This window comes from Acetivibrio saccincola (genome assembly GCF_002844395.1).
GTDB classification, from domain to species: Bacteria; Bacillota; Clostridia; order Acetivibrionales; family Acetivibrionaceae; genus Herbivorax; species Herbivorax saccincola.
Map to the genome: position 1 here is coordinate 1194144 of NZ_CP025197.1, position 16970 is coordinate 1211113.

A 16970-nucleotide genomic window follows, 5' to 3' on the forward strand; every position below is an offset into this window, starting at 1 on the left:
GCACATTGAAAGACAAGTCCTTTATTCTATTATACCAAATTTACAACTTAAGTTCTATAACTTCCGTTAATTTTAACATAGTCATAGGAAAAATCACATGTCCATATTCTGTCTTTGAAAGTTCCTTTTTTTAAATTAACTTTAATTTGTACTTCATCTTTTTCTAATATTTTTTTAGCTTCCCCTTCGTCAAAGTCCAGTGCGGTTCCGTTTTTGCAAACTAAAAGGCTGCCTATTGAAATGTCTATTAAATTTGGGTCAAATTCTGCTCCGGAATAGCCGGCAGCAGTTATTATTCTGCCCCAGTTGGCATCTTCACCGAAAATTGCCGTTTTTACAAGAGGGGATTTGGCAATGGATGATACCATTTTATAAGCATCATCACTGCTGGCTGCACCTTCTACCACAACTTCAATTAACTTTGTGGCACCTTCCCCGTCTTTTGCAATTGAGCGTGAAAGATGTTCACAAACAAATTCAAGTGCAGATTTGAAAGTGTCGTATTCAGTACCTTCATTTAAAATTCCAGGGTTTTCAGCTTTTCCGTTTGCAAGTATTACAACCATGTCACAAACACTGGTGTCGCCATCAACGGAAACCCTGTTAAATGTATGTGCAACTGCTTCTTTTAATGCTTTATCAAGAAGTTCCTTTGAAATGTTAACATCCGTTGTGATAACACTTATCATTGTAGCCATATCAGGATGTATCATGCCTGAGCCTTTTGCAATAGCTCCAATTCTTGCCTTTTTCCCTTGAATATCTATTTCCACAGCCATTTCTTTTTTCACAAGGTCGGTGGTCATTATGGCCTCTACTGCATCATTTGAGCCTTCAGGGGATAGCTTTAAAGCAGTTTCTTTAACCCCATTAAGTATTTTGGGCATATCTAAAGGCACGCCTATAACGCCGGTTGAACCTACCAATATATTTTCAGGATCACAGCCTAGAAGATTTCCTGTAACCTCAGCAATTTCCTTTGCATTTTTAAATCCTGCCTCACCAACACAGGCATTTGCATTTCCGCTGTTTATAACCACTGCCTTAGCACAGCCCTTTTTTATGTACTCCATAGTCAATTGCAGTGAATGACCTTTTACTACATTTTTAGTAAATACTCCTGCAGCAATTGCAATGTCATCAGAACATATAATGGCAAGATCTTTTTTGTTGTCCTTTTTTATCCCGCAGGAAACCCCTGCAGCTTTAAATCCTTTTGGTGCTGTAACTCCACCTGATATAATTTTCATATATGTCAACTCCGTTTTTATGCTTAAAGATGATGTAATTGTCTTTAAGCATAAGATTTTTTTATACTTTACATGTAAATTATACATAAATTATAATTACTATTCAATAAAATTTAGATATTTTAATTTGCTTTTCTGTAATTCTATTCTGTTTTTTAAAAAAATTATTCTGCTATATCATTTTGTATAGTATAAAAGCAAAGGTTTTACATATATTTCAACTGCATTTTTGCAGCTAAAGATGATATAATCATCTTTAAGTGTTGGATTTAACATATAAAATAAAGTACTATTCAATATATTTTTTTAAAAAGGGTATATAGACCTATTTATATTGGGTATAAATTATATTATAATTAAGTATACTTGAATAGACATTTATAAGAACCTCTTAGATTGTTAAAATTTTAATGCACTTATGTTTTAATCCAAACTTAGCTGATACCTGGACATTCCAAGTAAAAACAATTGAAATAATGTGTTACTAAGGTTATAATGGTGAAGATTAATGGCTTCGCTGTTTGCATTTTGTAAGAACAATACAAATTTAGAAGCAGGGGGATGGTAAAATGTCTGGTGAAAGAAAGGTAATAAAAAAACAGGTGTTACCGCTACTACCTCTAAGAGGATTGACAGTATTTCCCCATATGATACTGCACTTTGATGTGGGAAGGATAAAGTCCATCAAAGCCTTGGAAGAAGCAATGATAAACAACCAATTAATTTATCTGGTTGCCCAAAAGGATGCCAAGAATGATTCTCCTACTGAGGATGATATTTATAGAATTGGAACTATATGCAAGGTTAAGCAATTGTTGAAGCTTCCTGGAGATACAATAAGAGTTTTAGTGGAAGGTATAAGCCGGGCAGAAATTTCTGAGTATACTCAGGTAGAGCCGTTTTTTATGGCTGAGGTTGTAGAAAAAATTTATATTGATGATGATGAAAACCAAGTTGAAATTGAGGCACTGAAAAGAAGGGTATTGTCAACTTTTGAAGATTATTCAAAATTAAGTAATAAAGTATCACCTGAAACGGTTTTATCAATAATGAATATTGAGGATCCGGATCAATTGGCAGATATAATAACCTCAAACTTAGTGTTAAAGGTTGAGCAAAAGCAGGAAATTCTCAATGAATTTAAGCCTAGTGTGAGACTTAAAAAATTATTTGAGGTTCTTGTAAAAGAAATTGATATTATGCAAATTGAAAAGGAAATCAATATTAAAGTCAGAAAACAAATTGATAAAATGCAGAAAGAGTACTATTTAAGAGAGCAGTTAAAGGCAATACAAAATGAATTAGGAGATAAAGACGGCGTTGCAGGTGAGGTAGAAGAATACAAGAAAAGGTTACGTGAAGGAAAATATAATGAGGAAGTTGAAAACAAGGTATTGAAGGAGTTAGACCGCCTTGTTAAGATGCCTTCAGGTTCTGCAGAAGGTTCTGTAATAAGGACCTATATTGACTGGCTTTTGGATTTGCCCTGGAATACTAAAACTGAGGAAATTATTGATTTAAAGCGTGCAGAGGATATTTTAGACGAGGATCATTATGGGCTTGAAAAGGTAAAGGAAAGAATAATAGAATATCTTGCAATCAGAAAACTAAAAAATGACCTTAAAGGACCTATTCTTTGTCTGGTGGGACCGCCGGGAGTGGGTAAGACATCAATTGCAAGATCCATTGCAAGGGCATTAAACAGGAATTATGTGAGGATATCTTTAGGCGGTGTAAGGGATGAAGCTGAAATAAGAGGGCATAGAAGGACGTATGTAGGCTCAATGCCGGGAAGAATTATTGCTGCTCTTAAACAGGCAGGTTCAAAGAATCCTCTCATTCTTTTGGATGAGATTGACAAAATGAGCAGTGATTTCAGGGGCGACCCTGCATCAGCTATGCTTGAAGTACTGGATTCAGAACAAAACTTTGCATTCAGGGATCACTATATAGAACTCCCCTTTGATTTGTCGGATGTTTTGTTCCTGACAACTGCCAATACCCTTGACACCATTCCAAGACCTCTTTTAGACAGGATGGAAGTAATTCAACTTACAAGCTACACTGAAGAAGAGAAGGTAAATATCGCCACAAAATTCTTGTTCCCTAAACAGATTAAGGAACATGGTCTTAAAAAGGGAAATATAAGGATTGATGAAAGAGCGGTAAGGGAAATTATAAATTGCTATACAAGGGAATCAGGAGTAAGGGGATTGGAAAGGCAAATAGCAAGTGTTTGCAGAAAAGTTGCTAAAAAGATTGTAGCTACAAACCAAAAAACAGTAAAAATTACTGCATTAAATATAGAAAAGTATTTGGGTACCAGAAAGTACAAGTACGATTTGGCAAATGAAAAAGACGAGGTTGGTATTGCAACAGGTTTAGCCTGGACACCGGTAGGTGGGGACACTTTGTCTATAGAAGTGACCCTTATGGAAGGCAGCGGAAAACTGGAGCTGACAGGACAGTTAGGAGATGTTATGAAGGAGTCTGCAAGGGCTGCAATGAGTTTTATACGCTCTAGGGTGGATTTGTATGGAATTGATAAGGATTTTTATAAGAAGTACGATATCCACATTCACGTTCCGGAGGGAGCCATACCAAAAGACGGACCTTCTGCAGGTATAACACTGGCTACGGCAATGGTTTCTGCCCTTACAAATATACCGGTTAAGAAAAATGTGGCTATGACCGGTGAAATAACTCTAAGAGGAAGGGTTCTGGCAATAGGTGGGCTTAAAGAAAAAGTACTGGCAGCCCACAGGGCAGGTATAGATACCATTATTCTGCCTGTTGACAATAAAAAAGATTTAGACGAAATTCCTGAAAATGTTAGAGGAAAAATAAAATTTGTCATTGCAGAGGACATGGAAACGGTATTAAAGACAGCTCTTGCACAGGGGGAAATAAAATACAAAACTGTAAATGCACAAAAGGAAGAGAAAATAATTATAAGCAAAGAAGGCGGATTGGATAACCTGAACAATACAATGATAGAACAGTAAAAATAAAAGCTCCTTAAGTTAATAATCCCTATGGAGGCTGAAATTTATTAACTAAGGAGCTTAAATTATACCTAAAATTCATGTTTGAAACAATTTTTTTAGTTGTTCATTTTTCTTTTCAAAGTCATTAACCCATTTTTTCCATTTAGCTTTGTCATTGTCTGTTGGAACGGTTGTGTCGTTGTATAAAGTATTTTGAATGTTTTCTTCGTAATAATTGTCCCTAGTATGGCAAATATTCTATTCCCAGTCCAACTATATCTTGAAATTCTTTAATTTCGGTATGCGGTAATGTATAACTTTGCAAAAGAATTTTGGATCATTTCTACAAGCAAAAAAGTTATATGGAAGTAATTCAACTCACTTATTCTTTTTACCTTAAGTCCGGCCAAGTTACGCACGATTTTGTGAAAGCTTATAGTTTAAGCTTCTACATGTTGATATTCTTTTTCTGACTACATTATAAAGACAAATTAAACAACAAAGTTTTTTGGGTTATTACTTGCATAGGGGTAATCAGAAATGTTAAAATTAATAGGGTAAAAATATTAAGTGGGTAAAGTAAAGTCTTTTCTTCTTATAAATGACATGGGAATAAAAAATCTGAGTATGTGAGGACAAATGCTGAAAAAAATATCAGATATACACACTAAATACAAGCACTACATTATAATAATAATTACAGGTGCTGCTGCATACGCTCTTTTGGAAATAGCCGGGCTATTTGAAGAAGAGTTTGAACGAATTATGAGCATAGCAAACTACCTGACTTGGCACTATCTGTTTGAGTTCATTAGTATACTTGTCTCATTTTCAGTATTCGTAGTGTCCTACTACACCTATGACCAGACGCGGAATTTAAGAACGGTTTTTTTGGGAAGTGTCTTCTTTACCATAGGCATGATAGATATGTTCCACACTTTAAGCTTTAAAGGAATGCCAGATTTTTTCATAGAAAATGTAAGTGCCAACAGAGCCACTACTTTTTGGATTTTAGGAAGACTTATTTCGGCAATTGGATTTTTAATTGCAACTATAATTCCGCCAAAGCGGAAATCCAAAATAAGAAAGGAAATATTTTTGATTATCCCTATGGCAATAAGCGTTTTTTTGCTTAATGTGGTTACGTACCACCCGGATTTTTTTCCTCCCATGTTTATAGAAGAATACGGACTTACAAAATACAAAATATACTCGGAATACCTTATAGTTATATTGTTTGCTGTTGTAGCCCTTATACTTATTTATGAATACAAAAAGAAAAAGGACAATGTAATTTTTCTATTTGTACTGTCTTTAATTATCAGTATATTCAGTGAAATGGCATTTGTACTGTATGAGAGTGTATATGATATTTACAACTACTTAGGGCATATATATAAATTTATTGCATTTTTCCTCATATTCAGGGGGGTTTTAATCAGCAGTATAAAAAAGCCCTATCTTCAGCTGCACAGGGCAAAAGAACAGCTTAAAGACCATGCAGAAAACTTAGATAAAAAGGTTTATGAAAGAACCATTGAAATAAAGAAATTAAATGACAGGCTTTTAGATGATATAAAATATGCAAGAAGTATTCAGGAATCAATGTTTTCCTTTAAGGTGCCTGAAAACAAAAACATTTCTTTTGAAGTAAGATATTTTTCTGCTGAAAGAATAAGTGGGGATTTTTACAGCATTTTTAAAATTGATGAAGGCAATATAGCCTTTTACATAGGGGATGTATCGGGACACGGGGTTCCGGCAGCTATGCTGACTATTTTTTTAAACCAGACGGTAAGATCCCTTTTAGATTTAAATAATTCAAAAGGTGATTTAAGCCCCGGCAGTATATTGGATGATACTTATAAGGCTTTTAATAAAACTAATTTTGGTGATGATGTGTATATTGTTATGTTATTTGGAGTGTATAATATAAAAAGCGGCCGGTTAAAATGGTCTTCTGCAGGACACAATGTGGAACCCCTTATTATAAAGAAAAATGGCAAAATCCATGAAATTAAAATAAAAGGTTTTCCTATATGCAAATTAATTGAAATCTACAACGAAAAGTACCAGGACCATATCACTGAAATTGAGCCCGGGGACAGGGTGATGTTTTATACAGACGGTCTTATAGAAGCAAGGAATTCTTCCGGAGAGTTTTACGGGACCGGGAGGCTGGAAAATGTGCTAAAGAGCAATTTAAACAAACCTTTAAAATATATGGCGGATGTAATATGTGACAGTGTTTTTGAATTTATGGGCAGCAAAAATACGCAGGATGACATTACATTTTTTATATTGGAAAGAAGAGAGCAGCATTAATATTTTTGATTGATATAACTGTCTACAAGAGAGCGCCTTTCTTCAAAAATAAATACATTTTCTTCAATAAGCATGTTTAATAATACTTCGTTTTTAGAGTGAAATATTAAATTGTCGTAATCTTTATAAACAATTTCAAATAACTTTTTTTTAAGGTTGGGTGATTTTACTTTAACAAAATAGGCTTCAACTCCACGAAAATCAATGAACTTTAAGAATTTCATTGTCACATTGTCTTTTTTTGAATAAAAGTAGTTGGACAATTCTAAATAATCACTTCTGGCTCCATGGTTTTTCCTTAGATCATGAGCTTTTTTCTGATAATATTTTGCCAGCACATTATAATATTGATAGTTGTAAATAGCTTTTTTTACATTATCTATTTTCCTGAAAGGTTTTATATTTAGTGCTGTTATGCAATCATAATTTGCTTCAATAAATTCTGCCTTTGATAAATCACCTTTTGAATATTGCTGCAAAAGGCTTTTTCTGTGTAATAAAAACTGATCGAATTTGTTAGGTACAATTATTCTTTTAGGCAACATAACTATCCAACCAATCTTTTTTATATTTTATTTATTTTGTTAAAGTTTTATTTTTGTGAAGTTAAAAGTAATTTGCAATTGTTTCAATAGCAGTACCTTCTATAACTTTTACTGCATATTCATTTAAATAACCTTCATAAAAGTTGCTGTTTTTTATTTTCCGTCCATATTCATTTAAAATTAAATCAAATGCACTTAAATTGTCTACAGACCATAAACTTCTGGTTAGAAGAAGATAGTAGGTGTCTTTAAACTTATACAGTGTGCTTTCCCCTGAATAAATATCTGATAGTCTTTTAGATAAAACACATAAGTTTTCAAAATCGTCAAAAGAATACATAACCAAAGTGGAGCATACTCTTTTAGCTTTCTTTTTAACTCTCAGGTCTGCTCTTCTAAATCTGTTTTTGATATATTTATGAATGGATTCAAATTCATTTTCTTCATCCATTTTGGTTATTAAAATTATAAAGCCTTCATCAGCGTCAGCAACAGCTTCAATACATAATTGGGCATCTGAAGCGGTAAAGCCTAGCTGCATTTCTGCCTGTTCCATCATGTCCCAAAACAATTCCTGTGTTTCCGGAGAATTGTAATTTAAGGAATTCAAATCAATATTCCTCTCCTCTAAATCATTAAATGAAATTGTAACTTTAATTTTATTTTCATTTATTTTTTCTATTTTCATTGGACACCTCCATTGTTTTAGAAATTAATAGATTCCTATACTTATATTATACTTGTTAATAGTAAAAAAGAGAAGGCTAAAAACTAGATTGATTAGTTTTCCATAAAAACAAAATATAGGTTGTGTTATATCCTCAAAATTATTCAAATAATAATACAAAAGCAACAATAGGGAGGATATTTAATGTCTGTAAATAATATATCGGCAAACTTAGAAAATAAAAAAGTAAATTCTGATGTAATATATAATAAAGAAAAAGATTTTTATAAGGGTGCAGCCGGAGAATTGAGAATGCGGGCAGAAGGCTTATTTAAAAAAGCAAAAGAGAAGGGAATATCCATTGAGGATGTGTCTATTAGTGTGGTAAAAGAAAACAAAGTAAATTTTCCTGGCATTGGGAAAATTGAGCTTCCTGCTTATTTAGTAAAAGTCAGGGGAAGGGATATGACTAGCGGCCAGGTTATTGTAGACGGGAAGCAAATTGACTATTACAACAGGTTTCAAAAATATGTGGCAGAAAAAATTGAGGAGAAAAATGCCCCTATAAAAGAAGGTAAATTGGATTATTTGTTGACAGATTGGGAAAAATTCAAAATAGGAAAAGAACTTATTGATGATAAAGAATTTGGCTTGGAAAAAACAATAACTGGAGCTTGTGACAGGATAATCAGAAAATTAATGGGTGAAAATGACTGGTTGTATCCCGAAGAAGCAAGACTTTTAGATGAAGAATTCTACTATGTCCAGGACCAGATTAATAAAAGCAGTAAAAAGAAAGTTAAAACTCCTGACAAAAAAGCTACAACAAGGCAAATAAACTACCTTAAACAAAAATTAAAAAACGCAGGATTAAACGCTGATGATGAGTTTATTTTAAAAATGGTTTTAAAAGAGGCGGGTTTTGAAAGTTTAGAAGAAATAAGCGTAACAGATATGAGTAAAATAATAGAAGGACTGGATAATATAATTACAGAGGTGAAGGAAGCAGTAAAAAATATTAATTAAAAATAAATATATTTTATATATAAATATTTGTAATAAAAAAATAACAACTTTTAAATTCAAATTTTGTTGAAATAGGACAGTTTGTGTGATTATAATAATAAGTGTGCCGGTTTATAATATTTATTAGAGAAAAATGCCGCAAAAAAAGAACTCAGTTTATATTTCATTACATTTACAAGGGGATAAGTAAAAATATGCATAAACATTTAATTTTAGCAAGCTATATGAGGTGATTACCATTAGAATAGTATTAGCATCCTCATCACCCAGGAGGTCTCAGCTTTTAAGCCAGGTAGGCCTGGATTTTGAGGTTATAGAGCCTGATATTGATGAAACCAACGGGTTAGATTTGGAAGCTTCCCGGTTGGTGGAGTTTTTGGCATATGAAAAAGCACATTTTGTGGCAAAAAAAATATCAAATAATTTAAAAGAGGATGAAAAATGCCTTGTTATCGGGGCAGATACAATAGTTAAAAAGGAAAAGATTTTAGGAAAACCACAAAACAGTGAGGAAGCTTTTCAAATGTTAAAGTACATCCAGGGTTCCTGGCATAAGGTTTTGACAGGGGTCGCTGTTATTGATGCTTCTACTATGAATGGGATAAGTGATTTTGAGGTAACTGATGTAAAAATGAAGGAACTTAGTGACAGTACCATAAAGGCATATATTGAAACAAAAGAACCTCTTGACAAAGCCGGTGCATATGGAATTCAAGGTATAGGTTCAATATTTATAGAGAAAATAAACGGCTGTTATTTTAATGTTGTAGGACTGCCTTTGGCAAAATTAGATACTTTATTGAAAAAATTTGGTGTTTCTATAGTATAATGGTTATTAGCATGGAAGGAGAATAAAATATGGGTATATTTTCAAGGGATATAGGGATAGATTTAGGTACAGCAAATACACTAGTGCAGGTAAAGGGTAAAGGAATTATTGTAAGAGAACCATCAGTGGTTGCAATAAATAAAAGAACCAGGGAAGTACTTGCAGTTGGCGATACTGCTAAAAACATGATAGGAAGGACCCCGGGGAACATAGTTGCAATAAGACCTATGAAAGACGGGGTTATAGCGGACTTTGAAACAACTCAGAGCATGCTTAAGTACTTTATAAAAAAGGCAATGTCCAGGGGAATGTTTGGAAAACCCAGGGTAGTTGTATGCGTACCGTCAGGTGTTACAGAAGTGGAAAAAAGGGCGGTGGAAGAGGCAGCCACCAATGCAGGCGCAAAAGAGGCATTTTTAATTGAAGAGCCTATGGCTGCGGCAATTGGGGCAGATCTTCCTGTTGAAGAACCATCCGGAAGCATGGTGGTGGACATTGGAGGAGGAACCAGCGAGGTAGCTGTAATTTCCCTTGGTGGTATTGTTACCAGCAAGTCCCTGAGGGTTGCCGGTGACGAATTTGATGAATCTATTGTGAACTATGTCAAAAAAGAATATAATTTAATGATAGGTGAAAGAACGGCAGAAGAAATAAAAGTTAAAATAGGGGCTGCTTATTTAAGACCTAAAGAAGAGTCTATGGAAATAAGGGGGAGGGACTTAATTACAGGACTCCCTAAAAACATAGTAATAACATCTACAGAAGTTGCCGAAGCTTTAAAAGAGCCTATAAATTCAATAGTAGATGCAATAAAATATACTCTTGAAAAGACGCCGCCTGAACTGGCTGCTGATATTATGGACAGAGGTATTGTACTTACAGGAGGAGGGGCACTTCTTAGCGGTTTAGACCGGTTAATCAGAAGCGAAACAGGTATGCCTGTTTCAGTTGCAAAAAATCCTTTAGACTGTGTTGTTCTTGGTACAGGAAGGGTTGTAGATGAAATAGAAACATTGCGGAAATTGCTTATTCCTCCAAAGAAAATTAGATAGGGGGGATACCTCTTGAAAAAATTATTTAAAAAAAAATTATTTTTACTATTGCTTGTTACAATTGTTATTTTAATTGTAATAGGTGTATCTTCCCGTAAAAACAGCAAGATAAATTATCTGGCAAGTGCATTTAATTTTATCATGTCCCCATTGCAGCAATTTACCAGTTATACTGCTGATAAAGTTGATGAGCTGACGGGTTATTTTGGGGATGTTAAAACATTGAGAGAAGAAAATAAGAAGCTAAAAGAGCGGGTCGAACTTTTAGAGGACGAAGTAAGGAAGCTTGAATCATACCGTGAAAAAAATGAAGAGCTGAAAGAGGCATTGAATATAAAAGAACAGTTTAACGATTTTGAATTTTGCGGTGCAGATATAATAGCAAGGGATGCAGGCAACTGGTTTAATGTCTTCACCATTAATGTGGGCAGTAAAGACGGTGTATCTGAAAGTGATATTGTAATAGCTCAAAATGCCCTGGTGGGCAGGGTAATGTCAGCGGATATAATGTCATCAAAGGTCATTTCCATTATTGATGTTGACAGTACTGTAAGTGCCCGTATAGTGAGAACAAGGGATTTGGTTGTGGTAAAGGGTGATTTAAAGCTTAAGGACGATGGCCTTTGCAGAATTGAATATATTGAACCGCATATTGATATATCTGTTGGAGATACAATTGAAACTTCCGGATTAGGAGGAATTTATCCTAAAGGAATAGTGATAGGGGAAGTAAAAGAAGTAAGGCAGATAAATAATGAATTAAACAGGTATGCAATAATTGAACCGGCTGTTGATTTTAAAAGAATTGAAGAGGTATATGTTTTAAAGAGAAAGTACTAATTTTTATGGGTGTCAAAGGTGGAGAGAATTGATGAGGATAAAAATAATAGGATATACTCTTATGATGGTTATTTTTGGGTTGTTACAATCAACAGTGCTGGATTATCTGAAAATATTTAATGTAAAACCAAATTTACTTATGGTTTTTATTGTAATTGTGGCTTTTTTAGGAAATAATATTGAGGGGGCAATAGTTGGTTTTTTTAGTGGTCTTATACACGATATGATTTCCGGGAAAGCCATTGGGTTTTATGCTTTATTAGGTTTATATCTTGGTTTTTGTGTAGGTTCTTTAAATAAAAGACTGTATAAAGAAAACATTTTTGCAGTTATTTTTTTTATACTTGTCTCTACAGTGGTTTATGAATACAGCGTATACTTTTTTCATACAATCTTCCGCCACAGCTTAGACTTATTTTATCCGCTAAGGAGTGTAATTTTGCCTTTAGCATTGTATAACGGAATTGTCTCTATATTTATTTATATATTTGTTTATAAAATTAATGAAAAGTATGAAGCTTCTAAAAAACTATCCAGAAAGTACTAATGATAAATACCAGGTAAGAAGGTAGAGGTGGTGTAGTTTTGAAAGAAAAAAAACGTCAAAGATATATAGTTATAGCTATAGGTCTTTTACTGGCATTTACAGCAATTATATTTCAATTGGTAAATCTTCAGATAGTCCGGGGAAAGGAGTTTGCACAAAAGTCCAAAAGAAGAATTATCAGTGAGAGGGAAATTATTGCCCCCAGAGGGAATATCGTTGACAGAAACGGGCTTCCAATAGCGGTTAACAGGACGGCACATAATGTGAAGCTGGCTGCAACAGACTTGAAAGCGCCGGAATACAATGAAATGATTTTAAAACTTATAAATGTATTTGAGGAATATAATAATGGTTCATATGAAAAGAATCTTGAAAACTATCTTACATTTGACCCTATAGAATTTGGACCTGCTTTAGAATCAGAAGAAGCCCTTGAAAAGTGGAAAAGCGAAATGGTTATTAAAGAAAAAGATATAGAGAAATTGAAAACCCCTGAAGATGTTTTCAGATATTTCCGTGAAGAAAAGTTTTCAATTGATGAAAAGTATACTGATGAGGAAGCTTACAAAATAATGACAGTAAGATATGATATGCTTATAAAATACAGTCCTTCAAGCCCAGTTTTAATTGCAAAGGATGTTAGTATGGAAACGGTGGCACAGCTGGAGGAAAGGCATTTTGAATTTCCGGGGATAATAATTGACAGTGTTCCTCAAAGAAGATACATTGATGCTACTTCTGTTGCACATGTGCTGGGATATATCGGCGTTATAAACCAAGAAGAATATGAAAGACTTAAAGAAGAAGGTTATAAACTAAACGATATGTTAGGAAAGACAGGTATAGAGCTTTCGGCAGAAAAAGATTTAAGGGGTATTAACGGTCAAAAAAGAGTTGAAGTTGATACAAAAGGAAGGCTTACCAGGGAACTTAGCAGCAACCCTGCAGTTCCGGGGAATGATATTGTGCTTACAATAGATTCACGCCTTCAGAAAGTTGCCATGGAATCTTTAGAGAGAAATATAAACAGGATTAATGCCCTAGCGGAGGAAGATCCTAAAAGATATCAGGGAAATGCAGAAGCAGGGTCGGTGGTTGCCATTGATGTTAGAAATGGTGAAGTACTTGTTATGGCTAGTTACCCCACTTATGACCCAAATGTATTTTTGTCAAACAGTAAAGAAGCACAGAAGGCACGCATGGATCTTAATGACCCAAATAATACTGCAAGACCTCTTATTAACAGGGCTATACAGGGAGTGTATGCTCCAGGGTCTGTTTTTAAGCCTATTACTGCAATTGCAGGTATTGAATCTGGTAAAATTTCAAAAGGCAGGGATTATATTACCTGCAGAGGAAGGCACAATATAGGGGGATGGAATTTTGAGTGTCTTCTTTACAGAAACTACAGGGGATCTCATGGAAGACTGGATTTGGCAAGGGCTATGGGTACTTCTTGCAACATTTATTTTCATGAACTTGGAGTTGATACAGGCATAGATATAATTGATAAATGGTCAAAGTATTTTGGATTAGGAGAGCGAACCGGGATAGAATTACAGTGGGAAGCTGCCGGAACAAGGGCAAATAAAGAAACTAAACGGAAGCTTAGAAATGAAGAATGGAGACCGGCTGATACTGCACAGGTTGCAATAGGTCAGTTTGACAATCTTTTCACACCATTACAGCTTGCTAACTATACCAGTACTTTGGCTAACGGAGGCAAGAGATATTCTCCTCATATAATAAAAGAAGTGAGGAAGCACGATGGTTCAATAGTAAGGCAGGCAAACATAGAATATGAAGAATTGCCTTTATCTGAAGGAACAATGGAATATATAAATGAAAGCTTGAAGGCGGTTATAAGTGAAAATTATGGTACTGCATATGGTTATTTTAATGAATTGCCGGAAGGAATAACTGTAGCCGGAAAAACCGGAACCGCCGAAACGGGTACAGGTACGTCAAATGCTTTATTTATAGCATATGCACCGGCAGAGAACCCTGAAATTGCAGTTGCGGTGGTTATAGAAAAAGGGGTATGGGGTTCTAATGCAATTCCCGTTGCAGTTGATATATTTAAGGAATATTTTGGAACCAACACTAATATTTTGCCGGAAGACAGCATAACCACGGATAAAGTAAGATTTACAAGATAAATCCAATATAAACTTTAATTTGTATTATATTTTAATGTTATATTTATATTTTGTGTCATATTTAAATGTTATATTATATGGAGGAAGTAAAAATGAGGAACAACAGTATAGTTTTTAAGGGCACATCGGACAGTTTAATTGTTATTATGAAAGAAGAAGCAGATTTTGAGACTATTTTAGAGGAGATGGAGTTTAAAATTTCTTCTAATGAAAGATTTTTTAAAGGTGCTGACCTAAAAGTTAAATATAGGGGGAAAAAGCTTTCAGAGGAGGAAGAAAACAAAATATTTGAAATTTTGAAAAACAAGAGCGGGGCAAAAATTACAAGTTTTGAAAAAGACACAAATATACCTGTGGAAGTAAAAAGAGAACCTGCTGCAAAGCCGCATCCAATAATTAAGATGAGTAACTTTTATTTTAAAGGCATTGAAGAAGGGATTACAAAGTTTCACAGAGGTACAGTACGCTCAGGACAGCTGCTGCGCTTTGACGGCAACATAGTGGTTATAGGGGATGTAAATCCAGGAGGTGAAGTAATAGCGGCTGGAAATGTGGTGGTTATGGGTTCTTTGAGGGGGATTGTTCATGCAGGTTCTGACGGCAACAGGGAGGCTATAGTTGTTGCTTTGAATTTAAACCCAACCCAACTTAGAATAGCAGATGTAATTACCCGCTCACCGGATGATAAGCAAATTGAAAACCAATTTATACCTGAAATGGCTTATATAAAAGACAATTTTGTGTATATTGACAGATATCTGCCTTCTAAAGGCTGAATATTTTAAACTTAAAAGAATGAAAAAACTGAAAAAATGATAAATTGTGTAATTGACAAATTGTTAAAAGATATATATAGTTTAGGTGAGGGTTTATAAAATTTTTCTGTAAAATAAATAAAATTAATGCTCTTTAAACCTAAATGCATAGTATCTTTTGCTTTAAACATTCTTAATCGATTACATGTTGGGAGGTAAACATAAATGGGAGAGGTTATAGTAATAACTTCAGGAAAAGGCGGGGTTGGTAAAACTACTTCTACTGCTAATATAGGAACAGGTCTAGCACTAGAGGGTAAAAAGGTGGTTTTACTTGATACAGATATAGGGCTTAGAAATTTAGACGTGGTAATGGGACTTGAGAATAGAATTGTGTACGACATTGTAGATGTTGTTGAAGGCACATGCAGGTTAAAACAGGCATTGATAAAGGATAAGAGATATACTGGTTTGTATCTTTTACCGGCAGCTCAAACCAGAGACAAGTCTGCTATTACTCCGGAACAAATGCTTAATTTGTGTGAGGAATTAAAGCAGGAATTTGACTATATACTGGTGGATTGTCCTGCAGGTATAGAGCAGGGTTTTAAAAATGCAATTGCAGGGGCAAACAGGGCTATAGTGGTTACAACTCCTGAAGTATCTGCTGTCAGGGATGCAGACAGGATAATAGGTCTTTTAGAAGCTAATGAAGTTAGAAATCCAAAACTTCTTATAAACAGGGTACGTCAGGACATGGTGAAGCGCGGGGATATGATGTCTATAGACGATATTATTGATATTTTGGCAATTGATCTTATAGGTGTTGTTCCTGATGATAAGAAAATAATTGTATCCACAAATAAGGGAGAGCCTGCTGTGGTGGACAACAAATCTCTTGCAGGACAGGCTTACAGGTCAATAACAAAAAGAATAATGGGACAGGATGTTCCGCTGCTAAACTTAGAGAATGAAGAAGGTTTCATGTTTAAGATAAAGAAGTTATTTGGTTTGAAGGCAAACTGAGAGGAGGAAAATTATGTTCTTAGATTTATCTAAGTTATTTGGCAAACCTAAAAAGTCTAAAGATTTTGCAAAGGAAAGGCTTAAGCTGGTGCTAATTCACGACAGGGCAAATGTTTCTCCTCAGTTTTTAGAAATGGTAAAAGGAGAAATAATAAAAGTTATTTCAAATTACATGGATGTGGATGAGGACGCTTTGGATATTAAGATGACAAGGACAAAAGCAGAAGAAGGGGACGGGGTTGTTCCTGCTTTGGTGGCAAATATACCCATTAGAAAAGTAAAGAACAGCGGTAAATAGACGGTTTGGAATGATAATATGAATATAGCCTTAATTGCTCATGATAAGAAAAAAGAATTAATGGTGTCATTTTGTATTGCCTATAAGAATATACTTGAAAAACACAATCTTTTTGCTACCGGGACTACTGGAGCGGTAATCGTCGAGTCAGCAGGTCTTAAAATAGAAAAGTTCCTTCCTGGATTAATGGGAGAGCAGCAGATAGGAGCCAGGGCTGCTTATAACGAATTGGATCTTGTTATCTTTTTCAGAGACCCTTTAACTGCTAAATCTGACGAACCAGATGTAAACTACCTGCTTAAATTATGTGATATGAACAACATTCCCTTTGCTACAAACCTTGGGACAGCTGAGATGCTGATAAAAGGTCTGGAAAGAGGGGATTTAGATTGGAGAGAACTAATTAATAAGTAAATTAGCTGACAAATTAGTTAAATTTTAATTTATATATATTTAAATTATATATAAATTAATTATATATAAACCAATTATTAAAACTAATTATATATAAACTGCAAAGAATTAATTTGCATATAAAATAGCTATGGCAAAAGACAATTATAGAAAAAACCTCTTTTATTATTTAAAAGAGGTTTTTGTAATATTCCTCAAAATAAAAAATATAATTTACTGTAATAAAAATTTCACAACAAGAGGAAGTGCT

General features: G+C 34.3%; 15 protein-coding genes. 12 read left to right on the plus strand and 3 right to left on the minus strand.

Annotation, left to right across the window (positions count from 1 at the left end):
- Window positions 1–47 precede the first annotated feature (47 nt).
- Window positions 48–1250, minus strand: coding sequence for a bifunctional glutamate N-acetyltransferase/amino-acid acetyltransferase ArgJ (argJ, locus tag HVS_RS05340; protein WP_101299919.1), 1203 nt, complete (start codon window positions 1248–1250; stop codon window positions 48–50).
- A 569-nt stretch (window positions 1251–1819) separates the two neighbouring features.
- Here argJ and lon point away from each other — a divergent pair.
- Both lon and HVS_RS05350 read left to right on the plus strand, forming a co-directional pair.
- Window positions 1820–4255 (plus strand): endopeptidase La, encoded by a 2436-nt coding sequence (gene lon / locus HVS_RS05345; protein WP_101299921.1) that lies wholly within the window; start codon window positions 1820–1822, stop codon window positions 4253–4255.
- Between the two features lie 621 nt (window positions 4256–4876).
- Window positions 4877–6562, plus strand: a complete 1686-nt coding sequence (locus tag HVS_RS05350) for an MASE3 domain-containing protein (protein ID WP_101299923.1) — start codon at window positions 4877–4879, stop codon at window positions 6560–6562.
- On the opposite strand, the gene HVS_RS05355 is transcribed toward HVS_RS05350, so the two are convergent.
- Both HVS_RS05355 and HVS_RS05360 read right to left on the minus strand, forming a co-directional pair.
- The gene (locus HVS_RS05355) at window positions 6559–7107 is read right to left on the minus strand and encodes a DUF6648 family protein (protein ID WP_101299926.1); all 549 of its coding nucleotides are present in this window, start codon (window positions 7105–7107) and stop codon (window positions 6559–6561) included. The two genes, HVS_RS05350 and HVS_RS05355, sit on opposite strands and share 4 nt — an antisense overlap.
- 61 nt (window positions 7108–7168) lie before the next feature.
- Window positions 7169–7795, minus strand: a complete 627-nt coding sequence (locus HVS_RS05360; protein WP_101299929.1) for an adaptor protein MecA — start codon at window positions 7793–7795, stop codon at window positions 7169–7171.
- Between the two features lie 183 nt (window positions 7796–7978).
- On the opposite strand from HVS_RS05360, the gene HVS_RS05365 reads away from it, so the two are divergent.
- From HVS_RS05365 to mgsA, 10 genes are all read left to right on the plus strand, one after another.
- Window positions 7979–8800: a hypothetical protein gene (locus tag HVS_RS05365; RefSeq protein ID WP_101299932.1), complete on the plus strand. Its 822-nt coding sequence runs from the start codon at window positions 7979–7981 to the stop codon at window positions 8798–8800.
- A gap of 238 nt (window positions 8801–9038) precedes the next feature.
- The gene (locus HVS_RS05370; protein WP_101304086.1) at window positions 9039–9629 is read left to right on the plus strand and encodes a Maf family protein; all 591 of its coding nucleotides are present in this window, start codon (window positions 9039–9041) and stop codon (window positions 9627–9629) included.
- Window positions 9630–9658: 29 nt separating this feature from the next.
- Entirely contained in the window at window positions 9659–10681 is a 1023-nt protein-coding gene (locus HVS_RS05375; RefSeq protein WP_101299935.1) for a rod shape-determining protein, read from the plus strand.
- Between the two features lie 12 nt (window positions 10682–10693).
- Window positions 10694–11521 (plus strand): rod shape-determining protein MreC, encoded by an 828-nt coding sequence (mreC, locus tag HVS_RS05380; RefSeq protein WP_101299937.1) that lies wholly within the window; start codon window positions 10694–10696, stop codon window positions 11519–11521.
- A 31-nt stretch (window positions 11522–11552) separates the two neighbouring features.
- Complete coding sequence (mreD, locus tag HVS_RS05385) at window positions 11553–12068, plus strand: rod shape-determining protein MreD (protein WP_101299939.1); 516 nt, start codon at window positions 11553–11555, stop codon at window positions 12066–12068.
- Between the two features lie 38 nt (window positions 12069–12106).
- Window positions 12107–14227, plus strand: coding sequence for a penicillin-binding protein 2 (gene mrdA, locus HVS_RS05390; protein WP_101299942.1), 2121 nt, complete (start codon window positions 12107–12109; stop codon window positions 14225–14227).
- A gap of 92 nt (window positions 14228–14319) precedes the next feature.
- On the plus strand, window positions 14320–15003 hold the full coding sequence (gene minC / locus HVS_RS05395) for a septum site-determining protein MinC (protein WP_101299945.1): 684 nt from the start codon (window positions 14320–14322) through the stop codon (window positions 15001–15003).
- Between the two features lie 204 nt (window positions 15004–15207).
- Window positions 15208–16008 (plus strand): septum site-determining protein MinD, encoded by an 801-nt coding sequence (minD, locus tag HVS_RS05400; protein WP_101299947.1) that lies wholly within the window; start codon window positions 15208–15210, stop codon window positions 16006–16008.
- 13 nt (window positions 16009–16021) lie between these two features.
- Window positions 16022–16306, plus strand: coding sequence for a cell division topological specificity factor MinE (minE, locus tag HVS_RS05405; protein ID WP_101299949.1), 285 nt, complete (start codon window positions 16022–16024; stop codon window positions 16304–16306).
- Window positions 16307–16324: 18 nt separating this feature from the next.
- Window positions 16325–16720: a methylglyoxal synthase gene (gene mgsA, locus HVS_RS05410; RefSeq protein WP_101299952.1), complete on the plus strand. Its 396-nt coding sequence runs from the start codon at window positions 16325–16327 to the stop codon at window positions 16718–16720.
- Window positions 16721–16970 lie beyond the last annotated feature (250 nt).

Bases quoted from the DNA above. Each gene is read 5' to 3' on its own strand.
- HVS_RS05365 (WP_101299932.1), top strand. From the start codon at position 7,979: ATGTCTGTAAATAATATATCGGCAAACTTAGAAAATAAAAAAGTAAAT.
- minD (WP_101299947.1), top strand. From the start codon at position 15,208: ATGGGAGAGGTTATAGTAATAACTTCAGGAAAAGGCGGGGTTGGTAAA.
- mreD (WP_101299939.1), top strand. From the start codon at position 11,553: ATGAGGATAAAAATAATAGGATATACTCTTATGATGGTTATTTTTGGG.
- HVS_RS05360 (WP_101299929.1), bottom strand. From the start codon at position 7,795: ATGAAAATAGAAAAAATAAATGAAAATAAAATTAAAGTTACAATTTCA.
- argJ (WP_101299919.1), bottom strand. From the start codon at position 1,250: ATGAAAATTATATCAGGTGGAGTTACAGCACCAAAAGGATTTAAAGCT.
- minE (WP_101299949.1), top strand. From the start codon at position 16,022: ATGTTCTTAGATTTATCTAAGTTATTTGGCAAACCTAAAAAGTCTAAA.
- HVS_RS05350 (WP_101299923.1), top strand. From the start codon at position 4,877: ATGCTGAAAAAAATATCAGATATACACACTAAATACAAGCACTACATT.
- HVS_RS05355 (WP_101299926.1), bottom strand. From the start codon at position 7,107: ATGTTGCCTAAAAGAATAATTGTACCTAACAAATTCGATCAGTTTTTA.
- lon (WP_101299921.1), top strand. From the start codon at position 1,820: ATGTCTGGTGAAAGAAAGGTAATAAAAAAACAGGTGTTACCGCTACTA.
- mgsA (WP_101299952.1), top strand. From the start codon at position 16,325: ATGAATATAGCCTTAATTGCTCATGATAAGAAAAAAGAATTAATGGTG.
- minC (WP_101299945.1), top strand. From the start codon at position 14,320: ATGAGGAACAACAGTATAGTTTTTAAGGGCACATCGGACAGTTTAATT.
- HVS_RS05375 (WP_101299935.1), top strand. From the start codon at position 9,659: ATGGGTATATTTTCAAGGGATATAGGGATAGATTTAGGTACAGCAAAT.